General features: G+C 61.7%; 18 protein-coding genes and 4 pseudogenes. 14 read left to right on the top strand and 8 right to left on the bottom strand.

Annotation, left to right across the window (positions count from 1 at the left end):
• Positions 1-230 precede the first annotated feature (230 nt).
• A pseudogene (locus tag LB568_RS21225) lies at positions 231-940 on the bottom strand (cytochrome-c peroxidase).
• A gap of 529 nt (positions 941-1,469) precedes the next feature.
• Between LB568_RS21225 and LB568_RS21220 the strand changes: the two are divergent.
• Complete coding sequence (locus LB568_RS21220; protein WP_064994187.1) at positions 1,470-1,937, top strand: MucR family transcriptional regulator; 468 nt, start codon at positions 1,470-1,472, stop codon at positions 1,935-1,937.
• Between the two features lie 200 nt (positions 1,938-2,137).
• Positions 2,138-3,493 (top strand): oxygen-independent coproporphyrinogen III oxidase, encoded by a 1,356-nt coding sequence (gene hemN, locus LB568_RS21215; protein WP_064994188.1) that lies wholly within the window; start codon positions 2,138-2,140, stop codon positions 3,491-3,493.
• Between the two features lie 831 nt (positions 3,494-4,324).
• Here hemN and LB568_RS21210 read toward each other — a convergent pair.
• The 3 genes from LB568_RS21210 to LB568_RS21200 form a co-directional block, all read right to left on the bottom strand.
• Positions 4,325-4,774, bottom strand: coding sequence for a prephenate dehydratase domain-containing protein (locus tag LB568_RS21210; RefSeq protein ID WP_140698304.1), 450 nt, complete (start codon positions 4,772-4,774; stop codon positions 4,325-4,327).
• A 265-nt stretch (positions 4,775-5,039) separates the two neighbouring features.
• Positions 5,040-5,252: a cold-shock protein gene (locus LB568_RS21205; RefSeq protein ID WP_008874821.1), complete on the bottom strand. Its 213-nt coding sequence runs from the start codon at positions 5,250-5,252 to the stop codon at positions 5,040-5,042.
• Positions 5,253-5,960: 708 nt separating this feature from the next.
• On the bottom strand, positions 5,961-6,149 hold the full coding sequence (locus tag LB568_RS21200) for a hypothetical protein (RefSeq protein WP_176479561.1): 189 nt from the start codon (positions 6,147-6,149) through the stop codon (positions 5,961-5,963).
• Positions 6,150-6,229: 80 nt separating this feature from the next.
• Here LB568_RS21200 and LB568_RS21195 point away from each other — a divergent pair.
• The 9 genes and pseudogenes from LB568_RS21195 to LB568_RS21160 all read left to right on the top strand — a co-directional run.
• Positions 6,230-7,522: pseudogene (locus tag LB568_RS21195) on the top strand (cytochrome P450).
• 1 nt (position 7,523) lies between these two features.
• Complete coding sequence (locus LB568_RS21190; RefSeq protein ID WP_411908925.1) at positions 7,524-7,829, top strand: ferredoxin; 306 nt, start codon at positions 7,524-7,526, stop codon at positions 7,827-7,829.
• A gap of 87 nt (positions 7,830-7,916) precedes the next feature.
• Complete coding sequence (locus LB568_RS21185; protein WP_176479560.1) at positions 7,917-8,306, top strand: SDR family NAD(P)-dependent oxidoreductase; 390 nt, start codon at positions 7,917-7,919, stop codon at positions 8,304-8,306.
• A complete protein-coding gene (locus LB568_RS33535; RefSeq protein ID WP_263483495.1) occupies positions 8,303-8,428 on the top strand; it encodes a hypothetical protein in 126 nt (41 codons plus the stop codon). The genes LB568_RS21185 and LB568_RS33535 overlap by 4 nt, the downstream gene beginning before the upstream one ends.
• Before the next feature lie 8 nt (positions 8,429-8,436).
• Positions 8,437-9,780 carry a cytochrome P450 gene (locus LB568_RS21180; RefSeq protein ID WP_064994225.1) on the top strand — a complete coding sequence of 448 codons (1,344 nt, stop codon included), beginning with the start codon at positions 8,437-8,439 and terminating at the stop codon, positions 9,778-9,780.
• Positions 9,781-9,931: 151 nt separating this feature from the next.
• Positions 9,932-10,930, top strand: a complete 999-nt coding sequence (locus tag LB568_RS21175; RefSeq protein WP_064994191.1) for a polyprenyl synthetase family protein — start codon at positions 9,932-9,934, stop codon at positions 10,928-10,930.
• Positions 10,931-11,227: 297 nt separating this feature from the next.
• Positions 11,228-12,778 carry a hypothetical protein gene (locus LB568_RS21170; RefSeq protein WP_064994192.1) on the top strand — a complete coding sequence of 517 codons (1,551 nt, stop codon included), beginning with the start codon at positions 11,228-11,230 and terminating at the stop codon, positions 12,776-12,778.
• Positions 12,775-12,984, top strand: a pseudogene (locus LB568_RS21165) (hypothetical protein); the annotation flags it as partial. The gene LB568_RS21170 and the pseudogene LB568_RS21165, both read left to right, overlap by 4 nt.
• Positions 12,978-13,592 (top strand): annotated as a pseudogene (locus tag LB568_RS21160) (alpha-hydroxy-acid oxidizing protein); the annotation flags it as partial. The pseudogenes LB568_RS21165 and LB568_RS21160, both read left to right, overlap by 7 nt.
• A gap of 936 nt (positions 13,593-14,528) precedes the next feature.
• Here LB568_RS21160 and LB568_RS21155 read toward each other — a convergent pair.
• Entirely contained in the window at positions 14,529-14,837 is a 309-nt protein-coding gene (locus LB568_RS21155) for a hypothetical protein (protein ID WP_064994193.1), read from the bottom strand.
• A 155-nt stretch (positions 14,838-14,992) separates the two neighbouring features.
• Between LB568_RS21155 and LB568_RS33705 the strand changes: the two genes are divergently transcribed.
• A complete protein-coding gene (locus LB568_RS33705) occupies positions 14,993-16,108 on the top strand; it encodes a response regulator (RefSeq protein ID WP_064994194.1) in 1,116 nt (371 codons plus the stop codon).
• Positions 16,109-16,335: 227 nt separating this feature from the next.
• Here LB568_RS33705 and LB568_RS21145 read toward each other — a convergent pair whose 3' ends face one another.
• The gene (locus LB568_RS21145; protein ID WP_064994195.1) at positions 16,336-16,581 is read right to left on the bottom strand and encodes a hypothetical protein; all 246 of its coding nucleotides are present in this window, start codon (positions 16,579-16,581) and stop codon (positions 16,336-16,338) included.
• A 342-nt stretch (positions 16,582-16,923) separates the two neighbouring features.
• Positions 16,924-17,628: a DsbA family protein gene (locus LB568_RS21140; protein WP_064994196.1), complete on the bottom strand. Its 705-nt coding sequence runs from the start codon at positions 17,626-17,628 to the stop codon at positions 16,924-16,926.
• A 781-nt stretch (positions 17,629-18,409) separates the two neighbouring features.
• Between LB568_RS21140 and LB568_RS21135 the strand changes: the two genes are divergently transcribed.
• Positions 18,410-18,586 carry a hypothetical protein gene (locus LB568_RS21135; protein ID WP_224655962.1) on the top strand — a complete coding sequence of 59 codons (177 nt, stop codon included), beginning with the start codon at positions 18,410-18,412 and terminating at the stop codon, positions 18,584-18,586.
• Between the two features lie 2,305 nt (positions 18,587-20,891).
• Here the strand turns inward: LB568_RS21135 and LB568_RS21130 are convergent.
• A complete protein-coding gene (locus tag LB568_RS21130) occupies positions 20,892-21,176 on the bottom strand; it encodes a hypothetical protein (protein WP_064994200.1) in 285 nt (94 codons plus the stop codon).
• A 392-nt stretch (positions 21,177-21,568) separates the two neighbouring features.
• Between LB568_RS21130 and LB568_RS21125 the strand changes: the two genes are divergently transcribed.
• The gene (locus tag LB568_RS21125) at positions 21,569-23,044 is read left to right on the top strand and encodes an NAD-dependent succinate-semialdehyde dehydrogenase (protein WP_064994201.1); all 1,476 of its coding nucleotides are present in this window, start codon (positions 21,569-21,571) and stop codon (positions 23,042-23,044) included.
• Positions 23,045-23,247: the final 203 nt, after the last annotated feature.

The following is a 23,247-nucleotide window of genomic DNA, read 5'->3' as shown; positions in this document are numbered from 1 at the left end:
AAGGTAGGCACCGATCCGATCGATTTCGATTTGCGCTAGCTCTTGGCCAAGCTGGGTGGTGCCCATGATGGCGACCGCCTCGCTCAGGTCCCAGACCTTGTCCGAATGAAAGTATACCGCGGTGATTGCTACGTTGCGCAGCGATGGCACGCGGAAAACATAGGATCATCTGGTACATTGGTGACGGCAAATCGTCCCTTGTCGTTCTCCGGCAGGATGTCGGCGCCAGGCTACTCTACGAGGCCGAATGGATAATAGCCTTCCCCACCGGAATGGCAGGAGGAGCAGTCCTTTTCCATAAAAAGGGCCAAGCCCTGTTTCGCTTCGGGATCAATGGGGGTGTCATCGCCATTGAGGTAGGCGTCGAAGGGGGCCGGCGCGACCAGTGTCGCCTCGTAGGCTGCGAGTGCAATGGCCACGTTTTCGAGGGTGATGGGATCGGCTTGCTCCGGGAAAGCAGATTGGAACAACTCCACATATTGCGGCATCGATTTGAACGTCTCGACCACTCGATGCGGTGTGTTGGCCATTTCGACACCGGCCTGTATCGGCCCTTTGGCCTGAGCTTTCAGGTCTTCGGCGCGACCGTCCCAAAAATGTGATTTGTTGAAGACAGAGTTAAACACCGTCGGCGCGTCGCGCTGCCCCTTCTGCCAACCATGGCCAATCGAAGTTTCACGATTGTCGTCGCCCCGGTGGCCAGGTTGTGGCACGAAGTGCAGGAGAAAACGCCTGGGGACGAGAGGCGTGGATCGAAGTACAGCGCCTTGCCGAGGGCAACCTTCTCCGGTGTGCTTGGGTTGTTGGTGACTGCCAGTATGGATGGCAAGGGCTTGAAGATGGCCAGTGCCGTTTCCCTGAGGTCTGGCGGAAGGGACTGCTCAGCAAAGCTGTGGCCGCCACAAGCGCAACAGCCACCGCCAGGCAATAGAATTTTCATAGATAGAGTCCGACTATGTGCACGGAAACCATTCTCCACATGCGGCCTGCGAACGCCCTGCGCTAGATCCGTGGATCAAGGGAATGGTGCCTGTCGACCAAGATGATCGAGCGGCGAAAATAGTGACTGCGATTTATCCCCGACGGCCCCCGATACCAACAGTGGCGGGCGCGCAATCGCTATTTGTTCGCTGAGGGCTTGGTCGGTTCTGTTGCCTGTCGCCCCACGCTGGCGCAACGCCGACCTGTTTCGTACGCGCAAGGTCTTCCAGGTGCACGGCTCTTGGTGCTTACAATTTTTCTGCGTCGTCCTCTCGCAACTCAACCGACAAGATCGCGACTGAACGGCGGATACCGGGCGCTTATGGACGGCGATTTCCGAGGAGATCAGCGTCGCGACAGCTTGTAACTGGCGCTATAGACCTCGATGTTGGACGAGCACCGAACAATCCTGTCGCGAGATTTGTTGCGTTCGTCGGAAATCATCACTAGAAGGCCACGCTCCGCAGACCAATCCACTGGAGAGTTTCATGCCAGAAGAAGACTTCGAAAACGCCAACAACCTCATCGACCTTACCGCGGATGTTGTCTCAGCCTATGTTTCCAACAATCCCGTCCCGGTGGGGGAGTTGCCTGCCCTGATCGGCCAAGTGCACGAAGCTTTGAAACGCACGGCGGCCGGTCGCGTCTCCGCACAAGAGCCGACGGCGTTGACGCCGGCCGTCCCGATCAGAAAATCGGTGACGCCGGACTACATTATTTCCCTTGAGGACGGCAAGAAATTCAAATCGCTAAAGCGCCATCTGTCGACCCATTACGGGCTGACACCCGATGAATATCGCGCCAAATGGGGTCTGCCGGCGGACTATCCCATGGTCGCGCCGAACTATGCGGCTGCGCGCTCTGCCCTGGCCAAGACAATGGGACTTGGGCGCAAACCGAAAGAGCCTGAAGTCTCGGCGCCCGAGAAGCGGTCTAGAAAGAAGGTACCAGCGTGACTTCCTCAATCCAGACCCGTTGAGGGGCTGGCAGCTCGATCGGCATGATGCGAGCGAAACATAGAAAGGCGGGATCAAATCCCGCCTTTTCCTTGCAGGGCGTGATTACACGCGCGAAGCGGAATGGAATTGACATAGCGCAGGGACACAGGAGACCGCGGCGGTAAAAGGACCAACTTTTCAGCTTGGGACGGAAACTGTTGCAGACCTCTATCCTGAAAGAATATCGCGAGGCTCTCCTGCCTTGGTACACCATCTATCCGACTGTGCCGGAGTTCACCGCCACCGTCAGGCCCGAAAGCTATCAGGAATGGCTAAGAGGTCTGCCGGCTGACGATCCGGTGTCTCTCTATCTCCACATTCCGTTCTGCCGATCGATTTGCTGGTATTGCGGCTTCCCAACCACGATTGCCCGCAATCAGGGTCCGATCCTCGATTATCTGGCCGTTCTGCGTGACGAGATCCGTTTGGTCTGGCAGCAAGTGCAGCAGGGGCTCGTCGTGAACGACGTGCATTTCGGCGGTGGAACCCCGACCCTGATCGGAGCAGCGGAGTTCTTGGCCATGATCCAACTCCTGCGCCGCCGCTTCGCGTTCAGGGAGTCCGCGACAATCGCCGTCGAAATTGACCCGCGCACCTTCACGGCCGAGATTGCCGAAGCAATGGGAGCAGCCAATGTGAGCCGCGCGAGTCTCGGAGTGCAGAGCTTTGATCCGATTGTTCAAAAAGCGATAAACCGCGTCCAGAGCGAGGCGCAGACGGCCGCTGCCGTCGAAGAGCTGCGCCGGCATGGGGTAAGCGGCATCAACGTCGATCTCATTTTCGGTCTTCCGAATCAGACAGTAGAGTCCTGCGTCCAGACTGCGGCGGCAACTGTCGCCATGCGCCCCAACCGGCTTGCGGTGTTCGGCTACGCGCACATTCCATCGGTGATAAAGAATCAGCGCCTGATCGAGACGACTGCGCTGCCGGACAGCGTCGCCCGCGCCGAACAGGCTGCGGCCGTGGCCGAGACGCTGGTCGCCGCCGGCTACCAAGAGATCGGCCTCGACCATTTCGCCTTGCCGGACGACGAACTTACGCTGGCGCAGACCAGTGGTCGGCTACGGCGTAACTCGCTGGGTTACTCGGCCGACACCTGCAAAACCCTGATCGGTTTCGGCGCGTCGGCTATCGGGCGGGTCGGCGAGGGTTACGTCCAGAACGAGGTAACACGTGAGTCCTACAGCCGGCACATAGCAGCTGGCCGTTTGGCGACGTCAAAAGGCTACCGGCTCACAGACGACGACCGCGTGCGAGCCGTGATCATAGAGCGGCTGATGTGCGATTTGCGGGCCGATGTGCCGGCAATTTGTGCGGCCTTTGGATTCGATCCAACTCGCCTTCTCGATTCGGCTGCTGAACGCTTGGCGAAGCTGGCTGAGGATGGGATAGTGGACATTGAAAACGGTTTCATCCGGGTGCGGCAGGAGCATCGTTTCGTAGTTCGCGCTGTTGCTGCCGCATTCGATGCTTTTCTCGACCGGGTTGTTCCACAGCACAGCCAATCAGCGTGAGGTGCCAAAGCGATAAGCTCGTGCCGAACGGCAAGCTCCTAAAACCGCCGCAGGCCCCGGTCACGGCGCCCCCTGCGCGGATTGAAGTGTTTGACGGTCCCGAATGGACGAGCGTGTCGCCGATAACGCGACACAGTCATCGATGGTGACTTGTTTTGCGAGATGCCCGGCCGGTCGACGTCTTGTGCTTATGAATACTACTTTCGCAGGCAAGAAAACTGAGCGAAAACGACAAGATCGTCGGCGCGATGATCTCGTGGACGCGCGGCACGGTCGTGTCTTCTCATCAGTGATGAGGATCAACAGTTTTGGAGTTATGGGCAGAAACTACCCTAGCCTTAGCTAATAGCAACGTGGGAGGACCCGAGAATTCTAAAGCCATCAATATCCGCCAACGCAGCCAGCGCCGGGTGCGTCAAAACATGGCCAGCGACATCGATGACATATTTATGGGTGTCCAGCCGCTCGCATGTCGGACGCTCATAGACATTGAGAACGGCTAAATTATCCTTCGAGAACATGTTCAGGACACAACTGAGATTGCTCTGAAACGCGGAGGTGAAGTGTCGTCCGGTCAAATCCTGTCGGCGCAGGGGTCCTGCCCCCGAGCACCCACCACCGCTTAACGTTATGCAGCCCTTCTTCAATTCCTGTTCGCAATATCTGCAGATTGTACAGCTTGGCACCAAGCGCAGGACCAAATGCCGCTGTCGAGGGCGAGGCTTAGCGACTAAAGATGTCGCTCCCTTACGGCTCTCTCGCTCGACATTGGGCATGTTCTCGTCGAGCGACCCGGCCACCTCCTGCAAGGCTACGGCGTGGCCAAGCACCTTAGTGACTCATCGAGAAACTCGCATCCTTGCTGGCCATCAGGCTATAGCTCAAGACCTTCGGGTACTCGGCGATGACCCTGGGAGACCTCAAGCGCAGGACTTGGTCGAGGTAGAGAGTGGTTCCGACCAGAGAGGTCGTAGCTGGAACGCATGCAACGTCGACGCAGCCATTCTCATATGCTTCGAACAATCCGTCGTTGAACGGAACGAGTTCAACTTGGTCGCCAAAGAGGTCTAGCGAGGCTTGATGTGTCCAGGTCCCCTCAGGGCCAATGTACCCTACCCGCTTGATCGCGGAGGTGTCGACCGCTGGAGGCTGGCTGAATTGCTGGTTCATTTCCTCGGCACGCTCGATCGATAATGCGTCAGAGCCCTCATTCATGAAAATCACACGCACGGGTTCATGACCGAAAATATAGCATTGATCGGTGGAAGCGAGCGGACCCACAAGAAGCTCGCAGCTTGGTCTCGTTGTCCAGATTCGTTCTGATGCGCGCGGTCGCCGTCGGCATCTGCTACGTGAGAATCTACAGCAGAAAAAATAAGAGGGCTGGGACCCGCCCCTCCTCACTTGCAAACATCTTATTTCAGTAGAACTTGGCAGCTTCCCGCAAACCGCCGCCCGGTCAGCGGGAGATCCGTTTCTTGCCCGCTCCTATGGCGCGGTCAGTGGCACTTCTGCCCGGCTCTTGCCGGGCAGAGGCAGAAAAAGATCAGCCAGCTTTGCTGAGACTGCCTGCGGAGGACTTGCCGGTACGGCGGTCCTGTTCGACCTCGTAGTTGATCTTCTGGCCCTCATTAAGGGTCGAAAGGCCCGCTCGTTCGACAGCGGAAATGTGAACGAAAACGTCCTGACCTCCGTTGTCAGGCTGGATAAAACCGAATCCCTTGGTGCTGTTGAACCACTTCACCGTTCCAGTCGCCATAGTCGTATTCCTTTGTAACCATTCAATGTAGGCAGGCCATAGGCCAGGTCCGCTTCATATCTGAGATTTTAGGGGCAGCAAAAGCGAAAATAGCAAAAGCCCCGGTCAAATCGCAAATCGGCTCGCAAGCTCCATCATGACCGCCTCTCGCGGAAGCGTCTCCCCGCGCTGGCGTTCCGAATGGCAAAACAAGTCCTGCAACGCTCCGGTAAATTCCAGACCGCGTCTATCGCTGTTTGGAGTCGTGTTAGGGGACCAGCGATCGGCCGATGTGGGCAGGAGTACGCGGACGACCAGCAACTACAGGCGCGCGCTAACGCCACGATATTGGACATCTCCGAAGGGTAGCTCACCTAGCCACCTTTTTAAGCGGCGAGGGCTTCCCATTTCGGGCGGTGTAAGATGTCCGACAATGTCGGATACGTCACATAGCTGAGTCCGACAATCACATCGCCGAAACGGGGTTTTCTCATTTGGCACGGTTCGTGCGCAGTCATCGCAAACACGTCACGAGCCGAGGAGAGTCATCCAATGATCCCCAAAAAAATACCGTCTCACGTTTCCCAGATTAGCTCAAAGATGACGCTCGTGTCAGGCCTCGAAACATGTTGATGCCTCATCTGGCTCGGGGCTACCCACCGCTCCACTATCTCCCACTAAAGGGACGAGCACGCAGCACCCTCAACATAAGGGACAACTCACTTTGCCTCAAAACTTGCCCATCGGCCGGTCACCAAGAGACGCCGTCAGCAAACCTTCAGTCTGGCTCTTTTTGCGACCGCGCTGGCCTTCGTGAGCACCGCTCCGGTTCTGGCGGCTACCGATGACATCAAGGCGACGGCCAATCACGTCGCCGGCGAGTTTGACCGCGCGGTGGCCGAGATCGGTGGCTCGCACGACGCCTTCACCTCCTATGACTATACTGCCTACCACCCTGGCGCGCGCCGGTCAGATCAGCCAGCCAAGAGGTAACTAAGATGGACGTGCAAGAAACCAAGACAGCATGCCGGGACGCCTTCGCCGAACTGGCGTCGCCAGCGTGCATCCACGACCCGTATCCGTTTATGCGGTGGTAGCGCGAGCACGATCCGGTGCATCGCGCGGCCTCGGGCCTCTTTCTGTTGAGCCGCCACGCCGACATTTACTGGGCGCTCACGGCCACGGGCGATGCATTTCGGGGACCGGCGCCTGGCGAACTGGCGCGCTATTTCCCGCGTGCGGCGACCAGCCTGTCCCTCAATCTAATGGCGTCCACGATAGCGATGAAGGACCCACCGACGCATACGCGTCTGCGCCGGCTGATCTCTCGCGATTTCACCATGCGCCAGATCGACAACCTGCGGCCGAGCATCGCGCGCATCGTCGCAGCGCGCCTGGACGGCATGGCGCCCGCGCTGGAGCGCGGGGAGGCGGTGGATCTGCATCGGGAATTCGCGCTGGCCTTGCCCATGCTGGTCTTCGCCGAACTGTTCGGCCTGCCCCAGGACGACATGTTCGGGCTCGCCGCCGGCATCGGCGCCATTGTGGAAGGCCTGAGCCCGCACGCCAGCGATCCCCAGCTCGCCGCGGCGGACGCAGGCAGCGCCAGGGTGCAGGCCTACTTCGGCGACCTCATACAGCGCAAGCGCACCGATCCCCGCCATGACATCGTGTCGATGCTGGTCGGCGCACACGACGACGATGCCGACACGCTATCGGATGCAGAGTTGATCAGCATGCTGTGGGGCATGCTGCTGGGCGGCTTCACCACCACTGCTGCGGCCATCGACCACGCGGTCCTGGCGATGCTGGCTTATCCCGAACAGCGGCATTGGCTGCAGGGAGACGCCGTGGAGGTGAAGGCATTCGTCGAAGAAGTCCTGCGCCGCGACGCGCCCGTCCTGTTCAGCGCCACTCCGCGTATCGCCCAGCGCGACATCGAACTGGGCGGCGTGGTGATCCCGAAGAACGCGGACGTTCGCGTGCTGATCGCGGCCGGCAATCGCGACCCGGACGCCTTCGCCGATCCCGACCGCTTCGATGCCGTGCGGTTCTACGGCACCAATCCGGGCATGTCGACCGACGGGAAGATCATGCTCAGCTTCGGCCACGGCATCCACTTCTGCCCCGGTGCGCAACTGGCCCGGATGCAGTTGGCCGAGAGCCTGCCGCGGATCCAGGCGCGCTTCCCCACGCTGGCATTGGCCGAGCAGCCGACCCGGGAGCCCTCCGCGTTCCTTAGGACGTTCCTCGCGCTGCCGGTGCGGCTGAATGCGCAGGCAGGGGGCTGAGATGCGCGTCGTGGTCGACCAGGATCTGTGCGGAACCACCGGGCAGTGCGTGCTTACGCTGCCGGGCACCTTTCGCCAGCGCGAACCGGACGGCGTGGCTGAAGTGTGCGTGGCGACGGTCCCGCAGGCGTTGCACGTCGCCGTGCGGCTCGCGGCCAGCCAGTGCCCGGTCGCCGCCATTCGGGTCATCGAAAGCGACGCTGGCGATGACGAGCGCGCCAGCGCCGACGCTGCGCCTTCTCGGCGGAACCCGAGCGGCATGCCGCGAAAGACCAACAATCCAGAAGGACACGATGGGACGGTTTGAAGGCAAGGTGGCCGTGGTGACCGGCGCCAGCGCCGGCATCGGCAAGGCATGCGCCCTCGCCATCGCGCCGAGGGCGGCAGAGTGGTGGTGGCCGACATTGATGGCTCGGCGACCATCGCCTGCACCGCGCAGATCACGGCCGAAGCGGGCCACGCGCTGGCCCTGGCCATGGACATCGCCGATGCGCAGGCGGTGGCAGCGCTGTTCCAGACGGCGGAGCGGCATTTCGGTGAGGTCGGCTGCGTGAACAACGCGAGCTATGCATCTGACCCCGCGCGAGCGCGCGATGCTCGACCTGGATCTGGCGGTCTGGATCAGACCATGGCGACCAATCTGCGCGGCACGCTGCTCTGCTGCCGGCAGGCCATCCGACGGCTGATCGCCCGCGGCGGTGGCGCGATCGTCAACATGTCGTCGTGCCAGGGCTCAGCGGTGACACCGCCCAGACGTCCTACCCCGCGTCGAAGGCGGCGATGAACATGCTGTCGGCCTCGCACGCCATGCTGGCGCATGTGCGGACGTACGCCGACGGTGGCAACAGCCGCGCCGCGCGGCCTGCCGGCGACACCGTCGAAGCGGCCGCGGCGCCGCGCTGCTGATGGAGCTGATGAACATGCTGCTCAACCCGCTGAACCGTCGCCACCGGCTGCGGCACGACATCCCGGTCGTGCCCGGCGCTTTCCCCCTGGTCGGGCATCTTCCCGCCATCATCTGCGACCTGCCGCGCCTGCTGCGGCGCGCGGAACGGACGCTGGGCAGCTACTTCTGGCTGGATTTCGGCCCTGCCGGACACCTGATGACCTGCATGGATCCGGACGCGTTCGCACTGCTTCGGCACAAGGACGTGTCCTCGGCGCTGATCGAAGGGATCGCGCCCGAATTGCTTGGTGGAACGATGGTCGCCCAGGACGGCGGCGCGCACCGGCAGGCGCGCGATGCGATCAAGCCGGCGTTCCTGCCCAAGGGGCTGACCCAGGCCGGCATCGGCGACCTGTTCGAGCCCGTCATCCGGGCGCGTGTGCAGGCGTGGCGCGACCGCGGCGACGTAGCCATCCTGCGTGAAACCGGCGACCTGATGCTAAAGCTCATCTTCCGCCTCATGGGAGTCCCCGCGCAGGACCTGCCGGGATGGCATCGCAAGTACCGGCACCTGGTGCAGTTGATCGTCGCGCCCCCGATCGACCTGCCCGGACTGCCCTTGCGGCGCGGCCGCGCCGCCCGCGACTGGATCGACGCGCAGTTGCGCCAGTTCATCCGCGACGCGCGCGCGCATGCCGCGCGCACCGGGTTGATCAAGGACATGGTGAGCGCCTTCGATCGCAGCGACGATGCGCTCTCCGATGACGTCCTGGTCGCCAATATCCGCTTGCTGCTGCTTGGCGGTCACGAGACCACCGCCTCGACGATGGCCTGGATGGTGATCGAGCTGGCGCGGCAGCCTGTGCTGTGGGACGCCCTGGTCGAAGAGGCGCAACGCGTGGGCGCGGTGCCGACCCGGCACGCGGACCTAGCGCAGTGTCCGGTCGCCGAGGCGCTGTTCCGCGAGACGCTGCGCCTGCATCCGGCGGTCACGCTCCTGCCGCGTCAAGCGCTGCAGGAATTGCAACTCGGCCAATGGCGCATTCCCGCGGGTACCCATCTGTGCATCCCGCTGCTGCATTTCTCGACCTCGGCGCTGCTGCACGAGGCGCCTGATCAGTTCCGCCTGGCGCGATGGCTGCAACGCACGGACCCGATCCGGCCGGTGGACATGCTGCAGTTCGGTACCGGCCCACACGTCTGCATCGGCTACCACCTGGTATGGCTGGAACTAGTGCAGTTCTGCATCGCCTTGGCCCTGACCATGCACAAGGCCGGGGTGCGGCCGCGGTTGCTGAGCGACGTCGAAAAAGGCCGGCGCTATTACCCGACCGCAAATCCGTCCATGAAAATCCGCATCGGATTCTCATGAGCTGGCATCGCATGCCCCGTGTGGCGAGGCAGCGGCGAGCGACGCGCAGCATTGCTGCACTCGGCGCGCGCGCTCGGTGCGACGCCGGCAACAGCGCGGCGGTCGCCGCTCTCCGAGGCCGTCTCCTGTCAGGCACAAGGACATGAACAACATGCAAGCCGGTTCCAAGCCACATGACGACCGAACTGGCGTTTCCGCGATCGGGGGATTGGGCGCGCAGGCGCGCGGCGCATCCGGCAGGCTGCTGCCGGAGATCTGGATGCAGGACGGCGCAAAGGGGGTCGAACAGGCGCTGGCGCGTCTTCTGTGCGCCGAAGACGATGGCGAGACCGAGCTGATGGCGGCGATGCGCTACGCCACCTTGCATGGCGGGAAGCGCACGCGCGCCTTGCTCTGTCTGGCTGCCGGCGCACTGGCCGATACGCCGGCGCACGTGCTCGAGGACGTCGGCGCCGCCATCGAGATGATCCACGCCTGTACCCTGGTCCACGACGACCTGCCCGCGATGGACAACGACGTGCTTCGCCGCGGCCTTCCGACTGTGCACGTCAAGTTCGGCGAAGCCACTGCGATCCTGGTCGGCGATGCGCTGCAGGCGCACGCCTTCCTCACCCTGGCGAGCCTGGATGCGCCGGGCGACAACCGTATCGCGCTCGTGCACGAACTGGCACAGGCGGTGTCCGCCGAGGGTGCCGCAGGCGGGCAGGCCAAGGATCTGTCGCTGGTCGGAAAGCATGTCGAGCTGGACAGGATCGTGGCGATGCACCGGATGAAGAGCGGAGCGCTGGTGCGCGCGTCCGTTCGCATGGGCGCGCTATGCGCCATCACGGAGGATGCCGCGCACGCCGCGCTGTACAGTGCGCTCGATCGCTACAGCGCCTGTTTCGGCCTGGCGCTGCAGGTGGTTGACGACATTCTCGACGCGACAGCGGATGCCGCGACGCTGGGCAAGACACCCGGCAAGGACGCTGCGGCGCAGAAGCCGACCTGCGCGTCGATCATGGGGCTGCAAGCAGCGCGCCAGTTTGCGCTGGATCTGTTGCGCGACGCCGGGGAGGCCATCGCCCCGCTGGGGCCGCGTGCGGAACCGTTGGCGCAGATGCTGCAGCGGGCCACCGCGTATCTGTTAAAGCACGCGCCATGCGCATGAGGCGCCCCGTCCGCATGGAGTCGCCCCTGTGCCGCGCGATCGGCCGGCGACAGCGGTGGATGCTGCACTCTGTCCGAGTCCGCGGCGCCGATCGCAGCGGTTGCCCAGCACGGCCGTGTCACGCGGCGCGCGGCGCTAGCCTATTGGGCGAACCGACGCCAGCCGCGCGTCGCCGCGCCGGAGCAGGGCGGCCGTCCGGCGCTGCCCACGCGCCTGGCCGCGACGGGCCTGCGGCGACGTGCGCGGCGTCTGCCCGATCTTGGTTCTCGTCAACCTTCTGCAGAAGGAACATCCCGCGTGAACGCGCTGTCCGAACAGATCCTTTCCGAATTGCGCCACTTGCTGAGCGAGATGAGCGACGGCGGCAGCGTCGGTCCGTCCGTCTACGACACGGCGCGAGCGCTGCAGTTCCACGGCAACGTCACCGGTCGGCAGGACGCATACGCCTGGCTGATCGCGCAGCAACAGGCCGATGGCGGATGGGGAAGCGCGGACTTCCCGCTGTTTCGCCATGCGCCCACGTGGGCGGCGTTGCTGGCATTGCAGCGCGCTGACCCTCTTCCCGGCGCTGCCGACGCAGTCCAGGCTGCAACCCGGTTCCTCGAACGCCAACCCGATCCCTACGCGCATGCGGTGCCGGAAGACGCGCCGATCGGCGCGGAGCTGATCCTGCCGCAGTTGTGCGGCGAGGCCGCATCCTTGCTGGGCAGCATGGCGTTTCCGCGCCACCCGGCGCTGTTGCCGTTGCGGCAAGCCTGCCTGGTCAAGCTGGGGGCGGTGGCGACGTTGCCGAGCGGCCATCCATTGCTGCACTCCTGGGAAGCCTGGGGGACGTCGCCGACCACCGCATGCCCGGATGAAGACGGCAGCATCGGCATCAGTCCGGCGGCCACCGCCGCGTGGCGTGCGCACGCCGTGACACAAGGGAGCAGGCCGCAGGTCGGGTGCGCCGACGCGTATCTGCAGGCGGCATCGCGGGCGACGCGCAGCTGCATCGAAGGTGTCGTTCCCAGCGTCTGGCCGATCAATGTGTTTGAGCCATGCTGGTCGCTGTACACCCTGCATCTGGCCGGGCTGTTCGCGCATCCCGCGCTCGCCGAGGCGATGCGCGTGATCGTCGCGCAGCTCGACGCCCGCCTGGGCGTGCGCGGTCTGGGCCCGGCCTTGCACTTCGCGGCCGATGCGGACGACACCGCCGTTGCGTTGTGCGTCCTGCGCCTTGCAGGCCGCGACCCGGCGGTCGATGCGTTGCGCCATTTCGAAATCGGCGAGCTGTTCGTCACCTTTCCCGGCGAGCGCAATGCCTCAGTGTCGACCAACATACATGCCCTGCATGCATTGCGACTATTGGGAAAGCCCGACGCCGGCACCGGCGCCTACGTCGAGGCCAATCGCAACCCACACGGTCTATGGGACAACGAAAAATGGCACGTTTCGTGGCTGTATCCCACCGCGCATGCGGTCGCTGCGCTGGCGCAAGGCAAGCCCCAGTGGCGCGACGAGCGCGCGCTAGCGGCGCTGCTGCAGGCGCAGCGTGACGACGGCGGCTGGGGCGCCGGTCGCGCGTCCACATTCGAGGAAACCGCCTATGCGCTGTTCGCGTTGCACGTGATGGACGGGAGCGAAGAGCCGACAGAGCGCCGGCGCATCGCGCAGGCGGTGGGGCGTGCGCTGGAGTGGATGCTCGCCCGCCATGCGGCGCATGCCTTACCGCAGACGCCGCTGTGGATCGGCAAGGAACTGTATTGCCCCATCCGGGTCGTGCGCGTGGCCGAACTCGCCGGGTTGTGGCTGGCGCTTCATTGGGGGCGGCGCGTCCTGGCCGGGGGAGCAGGAGCGTCGCCATGATCCAGACCGAACGGGCGTTGCAGCAGGTGCTGGAGTGGGGGCGTTCCCTGACCGGGTTCGCCGACGAGCATGCGATGGAAGCGGTCAGGGGCGGCCAGTACATCCTGCAGCGCATCCACCCGAGCCTGCGTGAGACCAGCGCCCGCACCGGCCGCGATCCGCAGGACGAAATGCTGATCGTGACGTTCTATCGCGAACTGGCGCTGCGCTGGAGGCCGATGGACTCATCGTCCATCTCAATCCGCTGCAGGAAGCGGTACAGCCGGAGGGCGACAGCGACTGGCGCGGCGTCCTGGCGCAGATCGCTCGCGCCGCGCGTTGCGTGGGCGTGCCGATCGTGGCCAAGGAAGTGGGGTCGGGCCTGTCCGCCTCGGTGGCCTGTGTGCTCGTCGAGGCGGGCGTGGCGGTGATCGATGTCGCCGGCGCCGGCGGCACCTGTTGGGCCGCGGTGGAGGGCGAGCGCGCCCGCGATGCCGCCGACCGTGCAGTGGCGCTGGCCTTCGCCGATTGGGGGATTCCGACCCCGGCCAGCGTGCAGGCGGTACGTCGGGCGCTGCCGGCGGTGAAGCTGATCGCGTCGGGCGGAATCCGCGACGGCGTCGACGTGGCCAAGGCCATTCGCCTGGGCGCGGACATCGCTGGGCAGGCGGCCGGCGTGCTGCGCGCGGCGACGGTGTCCACCGAGGCGGTTGTCGCGCATTTCGAGATCGTCATCCGCCAGTTGGCCGTCGCCTGTTTCTGCACCGGCTCGGCCGATCTGGCGGCATTACGTCAGGCGCGCTTGTTGCCCTCGGCGCATCTGCCCGCCGGTTGATGCGGGCGTCGTCCGCACGTGGCGGCGGGGCACCTAGAAGGCCGCTGAAATACCTACGCCAGCCCGATCCGGCTTATGGTCAATGAAGCGCGAATACGTGCACATCCAACTTAAGAGACGGCAGGAAGCCGCCGCGTCGCAGGAAGGAGCCGGGTAATCTTCGCCGCCCTGCCCTGTCGGTTCATTCAGCGGTGGCGGCGCACACTGCCACCTGCCCGAACGGAGATTGGCTCCGGCAAGAGCTTTTTCCGCTGCGAAGTGGCGAGCGACGCGGAAGCATGATTGGGAACGCGAACACTCGGCGACGAAAATCCTGAAGCAGCGGGCGAGCATTCATTGTCCCTTTCCTAGGCAGTTAGCAGCAGCAGCAGTCCTAGGGCCAACGCGATGGGACCCAAGAGAAGGCAGGCCGGAACAACGCTCCTTCCAATGCAATTGCGAATTTTGGACGTTTGCTTTGGCCGCATTCTGACGACGGTTTCCTGTCAAGCGACGCACGCGTGGGCGGCGCATTCAGACATTGAATGGTGATGGCTCGAACGAAGTTCTCGTTGTACTGACCCTTCCGAGCCCGCCGCCGATAAAAAAGCGCGATCTGAGCCGACGGATTTGCAAGCAGACACGGGCCCCCTCGCCCCCTTCGGATGCTGCCAGCCGGTGATGGCCACGAGTGCTGTCTAGGTTAGCAAGATCCTCTTCCATGCTCCCGACGGATTGTGGCCAGGTAGCGCGATTTACGCTTGGTCATGCACTCAGGACTTGAAGATCCTGCACTCAGGATATGACAGTGCATCCTTGGCATCGCGGGCGCATGAATAAGGCGGGATTTCGATGATGAGGGCCGCAGCGGGCATTGGCAGTTCGCTCGTGCTGATCATATTTCATCCACGAAGAATAACACCACTAGGCCAATCTCGAGGCTACAGTGGAACAATCCTAAGACAGGGCTTCCAGACATTGTAGGTGACGCATCGCTTTATCCTTAGCCCCCTGCGCCGGCACCACCCACACGCGCGAAGCTACGCGGTCGAAGTGCGTTTCGACGGTTGCCCATCGACTCGACGCCATCTGACCCGCCGTCTTCCCTCTAATCAAACGGAGGTGCCTTTGCTCCGCTTCAGGCTTGGTCAGTACGGCTTGGCGCGGTTGCCATTCGGCGATCCCAACCTCTAAGTTCCCGGCGGCCGGTGCAGCACCGACGATGGTCGCATAAAGAGAAAGTGCCGTGATCAAGATGACGTTCATAACTTGCCTCTAATCGGTTGTTATAATCACCGCCCTTCTGGCACGCGCACCTGACGGCAGCCTGAAAGCCGCCGGAACATTTGCGCTACGGCGTTCAGCCTATTGTCAGGTTCCGTCAATAGGGCACGAACCCTGCCCAATTATTGGAGCTCGGCATGCGAATTTTGCTCATTGAAGACAGCGAGGACTTTGGCAGCGCTGTACGAGAACATATGATAGCTGATGGCCACGCGGTTGAATGGGCCAAGGACCTGTCCGAAGCGCGGTATCACGCAAGTGGGATTCCCTACGGGCTTGTTCTGCTCGATATTAACCTGCCAGACGGTAACGGCCTGGACTACTTGCGGGAGATGAGGAAGGGGCGTGATTCGACACCCGTCATCATCGTGACAGCTCGCCATACGGTCGAGGACCGCATCGAGGGGCTCAATGCTGGTGCCGCCGACTACTTGGTCAAGCCGTTCGATCCCCGCGAACTTTCCGCGCGCATTCATGCCGTGGCGCGTAGTCACGGGAACTTCCCGAAGCCATATTCTGTCGGGGCGCTGTCCATAAACGCGGCTGAGCGGCGCGTCGCCCTCGACGGGCAGCCGGTCAACCTGACTGCACGCGAATGGGCGATTCTCGACTGCGTTCTATCCCGACCCGGAGCGGTAGTTTTGAAGAGGAAGATCGAGGAAGAACTCCTTTCCTTAGGTTCGGAAAGTGAGAGCAATACCGTGGAGGTTTATGTTAGCCGGCTCCGCAAGAAGATCGGCAGGGACCGAATAGCGACACTGCGTGGCTTGGGGTACAGTTTCGTGGAAGAATCACGGAACGGCCTCGGAGACCCTGTCGATCTTGTCCAAAAGGTTCGGTCAGTCGTTGATGACTTCTTGAAAAAGCCGTGGTTTGCCGGACGGCTAATCCTTGACGTCGACGGCTGCCCCGCCTGGGAGTGCAAAGCAGACCACGCCGTTAGAATTCCCGTCGTGCTTCGATGCCTCATCGACAACGCACTCACACATGGACTGCCCGATATCCCGACGACAGTTTCCGTCAGAGCTGATGGAACCATCGCCATTGTAAACGCAGGACCGGTGGTGCCCCTCCCAGACCTTGACGAGATAACAGAGCGTTTTGTGCGTCTGGCGACTCGGGCAACTGTCCCAGGCCAGGGTCTACCCGTCGCTAATTATGTTATCAAGAAGGTCGGTGGCAGCCTTGAACTTGCCTCGCCTGCCACGGGTCGCGGGGATGGTTTTGAGGCGATTATTCGAATCCCTCGATGACCCTGGTTTGCTGCAGCGACCAGGTTGGGCGTAGGAAGCATTGTACGCTGCTGGGCAACGGGAATGTCAAACAGGGGCGGTAACCAAACCCGCGGTGGGCCGGCTCGCCAGAGGAAGGCAGCTTTGGCGGGGCACACCACATCCCAATCCACTGGCGTGAGACAAGCATGCCACGGCCCCGCCCCAAGCCAACCCGTTCGGCAGAGCTCGGCGCTTCCTTGAGCTAATCATAGTCTTCCATATGGCTGTTGCCGGAGAACCGAAGACGGCTTGCTGAAATGATCCAGTTGTTCCAGACCTCGGCCTTTAGCCCTAGTCAGCACCGGCGCGCCGGTTTCCCAGATCAATTTGCTGACACGATTGCCCCCTTCGTCATAGACAAACTCGTTGCCCTTCGGCCAGGTGTAGCCAACGCCACCAAGAAACACGACGCTCCTGTCGGGCACTGAATAGATGGTCGAATGCGCCGCCATTTGTGCAGAACGTGCCGAAAGCAAGAATAGCAAATGATGATGTGCAGCGATTCATGGGGCCGCCTCCTCAGGATAGCCGTTGGTGATCTCTCGTTGAACGACGGCGGCTCTCAGCGACCGTTCGCAGACGTTGTTTGTCGCGGCGACCATTCCTGGGCATTGGTGCAAAGACGTTGAACTCCGATGCGATGTTCAGGACGGCTTAGTCATTGCCCTTTGCCCGGTGCGTTGCATAGCACCGCGCGGGCCGCCCACTACCGCGTTGCCGGGCCATATTGAGATTTGGCCCGGCACGAGAGGCGGCACTCGTGGCCAGAGAGGTTGCACCGGCGGCCAGCCCTGTCAAAATGCCGAAGTTGGTGATCCGGCAGGACGCCTATGCTTTTCCCGCTCGTTGGCGAGGTAGCGGTCCAAATAGTGCATGTTAGCCGCACCTGAAACCACTCGTTTGCCGACAACGACCGCCGGCCCGCCGTGGATGGACAGCTTCTTGGCGAGCGCGGAATTGTGCTTGACGGTGTTTACGATTCCGGGGTCCTTGATGTCCCGCTTGAGTCGCTCAACGTCGAGGCCCTCGTCTCGTGCGATATCCAAAATGTCGGATCCGCTGAGCCGGAGGCTAGTAGCCATTAGGCGGTGATGGAACGCCTCAAATTTTCCCTGTTTGCTGGCGGCGAGCACCGCCCGTGCAGCAAATTTGGAACCCGGTCTCGTGCTCGAATAAGGTATGTAGTAAACCTTCAGCTCGGGATCATGCTTGAGGGCTTGCTGGATCGTACGGTCTACCGCGCGGCGCTGCGGGTCGTTGGAGTCCAAAAATACGGCGATATGGTGGTCGCCATTTGGGTTGCCAGCAGTTGGCGCAGCTGGGTCGTTGAAGAGTGCGTCGTGCCGGTCTGAAATGACCTTCTCCCTATCCTTGCGGAGCTGGCTATTGTATTCGTGCTGGAGCACTAAGTGTGTGACAGTTGGACCATATTTCGCCAGCAGGGAAACCAGCAGCAGTAGGGCTGAAAGGGCGATCCGGCCGGCTTTTAGATTAATCATGGGGAGTTCCAATTAACGGTGAATGGCAGGGCAGTAACAGCCGGCTTGTGACACCCGGACCTGACAGCAGCCTGACAACCTCAGGACATTTGCGTCACGCGGCGTTGAGCGTAGAGTCACGTTCAGAAAGACTCCGCCCTCGAACTGTCGCCCGGCCCCCCTGATGCCACTACGCTCGTCGAAGACGGCAAGGATCTTGGCCGCGGCTGTACGCGAACTTACGATGGTGGCCACGCGGTCGATTGGGCCAAGGTCCTGTCCAAAGCGCGGTTTCGCGGGCCCAGCGCTAGCCACGCGGTCGGCGATCCTTCTGTCGTGAATTTTACTCATGCTGCCGGCGAGCGCCGCCATGCCCCGGTGACGCCGACGATATCACCTTAAGCGGCAAGCGCTTCCCGTAAACTGGCGTTCGATGTCGGACAATGTCGGATCGGCAACATAGCAGAATCCGATTACTCACGTTGCCGAGACGAGTTTCTTGTTTGGCACGGCATGTGCGCGATCCCGCAAACGCCTCACAGACTAAAGAGAAGTCATCCGATGATCACCCACCAAAGAATGCCCTCACATTGATTCACTCAAGATGACGCTCGCGTCTGGCCTCGCAAAATACTGATGGCTCAGTTGGCCCTGCGCTGCCCACCGATCCAGTTTGTCCCGCAAGGGCGTCGAGGACGCAGCATCGGCAAAATGAGGGGCAACTCCTTTGCCTCGAACTTTGCGCATCGCCCGGCAACTACAAGCTAGGCGGTCGATGAACCTTCGGTCTGGCGCTTCGGTTATGGCGGCCAGCGATGACATCAAGGCGACGAATTTTCTGCTCGACAAAGGCATGGAAGTGGTCCTAGTCCCCGATCACCGCGCGCCAACTATCACCCATATGGTGCGGTACAAGATCGGCAGCGCCGACGAGCCCGCCCGGGAAATTCGGCGAACGGGCATTTCCTCGAGCATCTGATTGGCGGCGGCGATCAATCATGCCGCCGGCGAGTTGGACCGCCCGGCGGTCGATATCGGCGGATCGCTGCATGCTTCCAGCTCTCACGCCTGTACCGCCGCGCGGTGTTGCAGCTCGGCGCGCCACATGGCGATGGCGACGGGCCGTGCGCAATGTAATGACATTCGACCGGTTCTGACCCGCTCGGGAAAGGATGGCATTCGAGATGAACTCGCTGGCATTGTCGCTGGCGAGGAGCCGGCCCAATTCCCGGGCAGTCAACTGCCCTCGACCGTGCCGATTAGCGCGCCTTTGCCATGCCGGCGGATTAGCGTGGCCGACCTTACTTCGGCGTGACGCAAGCAATTTCTGCACCAGACGCGCAAGGTATGCCACTCCCTCAAACCGCTCAGCGGCACCTCTAGTCTATGCCGGCATGTAGGCTGCTCCCATCGCGACGGCGTGCGGCAACTCTTCTGGGTCTTGACCCTGTCGGCGATATTATCCGACCGAGGCCAAAAACCTCGCGGCTGTACGCGAACTTACGATGGTGGCGACGCGGTCGATTGGCCAAGGTCCTGTCCGAAGCGCGGTGTTGCGGGCCCAGCGCTAGCCACGCGGTCGGCGATCCTTCTGTCGTGAATTTTACTCATGCTGCCGGCGAGCGCCGCTATGCCCCGGTACGACGATATCACCTTAAGCGGCAAGCGCTTCCCTTAAACTGGCGTTCGATGTCGGACAATGTTGGATCGGCAACATAGCAGAGTCCGATTACTCACGTTGCCGAGACGAGTTTCCTGTTTGGCACGGCATGTGCGATCCCGCAAACGCCTCACAGACTAAAGAGAAGTCATCCGATGATCACCCACCAAAGAATGCGCTCACATTGATTCACTCAAGATGACGCTCGCGTCAGGTCTCGCAAAATACTGATGGCTCAGCTGGCCCTGCGCTGCCCACGCATCCATTTTGTCCCGCAAGTGCGTCGAGGACGCAGCATCGGCGAAATGAGGGGCAACTCACACTTCGCCTCGAACTTTGCCCATCGCCGGTAACGTGGAACTTCGGTCTGGCTGGGTGCACAAGGCCACATTTTGCGACGGCGCTGACCTTCGCGACCACCGCTTCGGTTCTGGCGGTCACCAATGACAGAGCCGGTCGATCGCAGCCCGGGCCAGCTTCTCTCCGGAATGAGCGTCAACGAGCGCGACTCTGCGGCAGGCAAAATGTCAGGTTCACTACAACCTATATCTGAGCACCGTCGAGGTTTTCAAAGCAAACGGCGCTTATTGGGCGCTGAGGTGTTGGCACGGCCTTTGCAAATTGGAGGTGGCAACATCGAGCGAGGTGTTTCGCCTTGTTGCCGGACAGCGAAGTCAAAGCTTCGGAAGGTTTCAGCGGGAAGGAACTCAAAGGATAATTGCGTTCTCTCTGCCGGCAAGGATGAAGAGAACGAGCACGGTAGCATACGCGGTTGATTACGTTGGCGTAATTTACTGCACAATTTTTCTTGTCTTTTGGTTACCCATCTCTCGATGAGAGCATAAACAGAAGAGAAAACAATGAGTGCTGAAGGTAAAAAGAGACGCGGTGTATCTGGCCTCTCAAATGCGCGGAATATTGCATTCCGCTATGGTGGTAGGCCTTCAAACTACAGTTTGGCGATAGGGCACACGACTCATCCGCGTCTGGGCGGTTCGCTGTTCCTCAACGCTATGATCCTGGGGCAAATGCTGCCAGGATTTAACCCAAGTGAACGTATGTTGAAGGCTGCGGACGCTTGTATTGAGGTATGCCCCGCTCTTGGTGCGCCTTTCCACTGAAAGAAGCCGAGAAACCGCAAATGACTTGGCAGATGGTATGAACCCAATTGTAGGCGGGCTGTGCCGCCCTTCGTCTTTGGCATCGTCCGTCTTGTACTCCCAGAAATGGAACAGTGATTGGCTTCCATAACAACAACATCGGACCGTCCGGCGTCGAGATAGCCTGCCTGGCGCCTCGCAATCGCCGTATCGACGTCGGCGGTGAAATAGCTCTCCTCGCCAAAGAGATCGAGGAGGATCTGGCGGGGATAGATCGCAAACAGCGCGAACTTCGGTGGCATCAACTGTCCCGTGCAGCCATGCCTCCATTCGGCCCGCGGCGCGGCGCGTAGGTTGTTGAACAGCGACAGCCATTCCTTCTACCCGTTCCTTGGTCGCTAGCGTCAACTATGCGCTCTCTCGGCCTCGAGCTCGCGGCGGCAGGTATTGCCGATTGCGCCACGGCGCCGCCTGCCTTGGGCAACTGGGCGAACCCGTTGCGCGACTTCACCCGATGTTCTCGATTAGCGAGGGTGAGAGAGCGGCCACATCGTCGCCGGTTCATGATGGCGCGCAGGTCTTCCCGGCTTGCGCTCATCGGCGATTTGTCTTTGCGGCGTGGTGACGCCGCCGTCCGGCGACGATGTCGAAAGTGTCTGGACTGCCGTTTTTGGGACCAACAGCGACTGGAGGATGCTGCGCCGGCGGATGGACGGCACGACATCGGATATGTCCGGCGCCCGCTTGCCGTCTCGCACGTCGAAAGGTGACAAGGTGAGCTCGCCAACGCCAATATAAGCGAGTTGCATGTGATGGACTCCGCCTCCGTCCGAACCTCTGCCAGACCGCCGAGGGAGCCGGTTGCGCCAAGTAGCGCAGGTTATCCGTCAGGCCACTGAGGGATGCCGAGACTGCTGATGGCTTCGGCATCCAAGATGTGACCTTCACTGTGGGCCCCTGCGGCGTAGACGCAGAGCGGAAGAGCGCCACGTAATACCTGCGCTTGGGCAAGCCCATATCCACTGTTCGGTTTGTCTCCTAATGAGACCACCAACCAGACTAAAGCCTTGAGCAATTCGACCTTTCAAATTCGGGGATGGTCTACTAGCTGTCTGGCGGAGGCCCTATAAGGAACCCGCAGGTGCGGAATAGACCGACACCCGCCCGACAACTCATCCGCCGCGTTTAAGAGGAACCCGGTATGCCCCTATGCCTACCGATGATCCGCCACCTGAAATCCCCGGACCTGTTTGGCGCCATCGATCGCTTGCCGGCGCTTGGCGCGCCGGCTAGCGAGCGCACATTCGAAGTCATCAATCCATCGAGCGGCGAAGTGCTGGCGGTGCTTCCCGACATGGGTGTGGAAGAAACGCGCGCTGCGATCGAGAAGGCTTACCTGGCGCAGCCAGGATGGGCGGGGCTGGCCGCCCGAGAACGCAGTGACGCTTTGTGGCGTTGGCATCAGCTGATCATTGACCACACCGACGATCTTGCCGCGATACTCACTGCAGAGATGGGCAAGCCCGTTGCCGAAGCCAAGTCGGAGGTTTCGCACGCGGCCGCGTATCTGCAATGGTACGCCGAAGAGGCCAATCGCATCTATGGCGAGACGATCCCCGCGCCGTCGACAGACCGTCGCATGCTGGTGATCAAGCAGCCGATCGGTGTGGTCGGCACGATTACGCCTTGGAATTTCCCGGCGTCGATGGTGGCGCGCAAGATCTCGCCAGCCCTGGCGGCGGGCTGCGCGATCGTGCTTAAGCCTGCTGAACAGACGCCGCTTGTGGCAGGTGCAATGTTCGCCCTCGCGCACCAGGCCGGCTTTCCCGAAGGCGTCGTCAACCTAGTTTATGCATCTGAAGGTGATGACGTCGGACGCGAACTTTGCTCTAATCCCAAGGTTCGAAAGATCAGCTTCACAGGCTCGACCGAGGTTGGCCGGCTGCTCATGCGCCAGTGCTCGGACCAGATCAAGAAGGTCAGTCTCGAGCTCGGCGGCAATGCCCCTTTCATCGTCTTCGACGACGCCGACATCGACGCTGCGGTTGACGGCGCGATCCAGGCGAAGTTCCGCAACGCCGGCCAGACTTGCGTTTCAGCGAACCGGCTTTACGTCCAATCGAGCGTTCACGATGAATTCGTCGAAAAGTTCGTGGAGAAAGCCCGGTCCTTGTCGGTCGGCGACGGCTTCGCTCCGGCAGTGGACGTCGGACCGCTCATCGACTTGCATGCTTTGGCCAAGATCGAGTCCCACATCGCAGATGCCGTTGCCAAGGGTGGGACAATTCGATGCGGGGGCGAACGTATTGGCAAGGATGGGACCTTCTTCAAACCGACAGTCCTCACTGAAATTTCCAGCAGCATGGCGGTTGCGCAAGAGGAGACTTTCGGGCCACTGGCTCCGATCATTCAATTCACCGATGCGGATCAGGTAGTGCGTGAGGCCAACGACACGATCTACGGCCTCGCCGCCTATTTCTATGCCTCCAATCTGAAGCGTGTCTGGCGCGTTGCCGAGGCGTTGGAATACGGCATGGTTGGCATCAACACGGGGCGTATGTCTTCGGAAGCGGCGCCCTTTGGTGGCATCAAGCAGTCCGGCATTGGGCGAGAGGGTTCCCGCCACGGGCTCGAAGACTACCTCGAAATGAAATACCTCTGCATGGGCGGCATCTGATCTCTATGGGATGGGCCGCCTCAGGCGCAGAATGAACCAAAGGGATGATCGAACGCTTTGGCGAACCTTCTTCCGGCTGGTTTCGGGTCGTTCACCGCGCCCCTGGCCTGCGCGCCTTAAGTGAGATCTAGACGCCGTGCTACGTGAACCGCCTCTACAGCGACGAGGCAAGGTGCCACAAGCGGACGGCAGGTTGCGCATCC

This window comes from Mesorhizobium sp. B263B2A (assembly GCF_020165775.1).
Lineage (GTDB): Bacteria > Pseudomonadota > Alphaproteobacteria > Rhizobiales > Rhizobiaceae > Mesorhizobium > Mesorhizobium opportunistum.
This window is presented reverse-complemented; position numbering and strand designations above follow the sequence as displayed.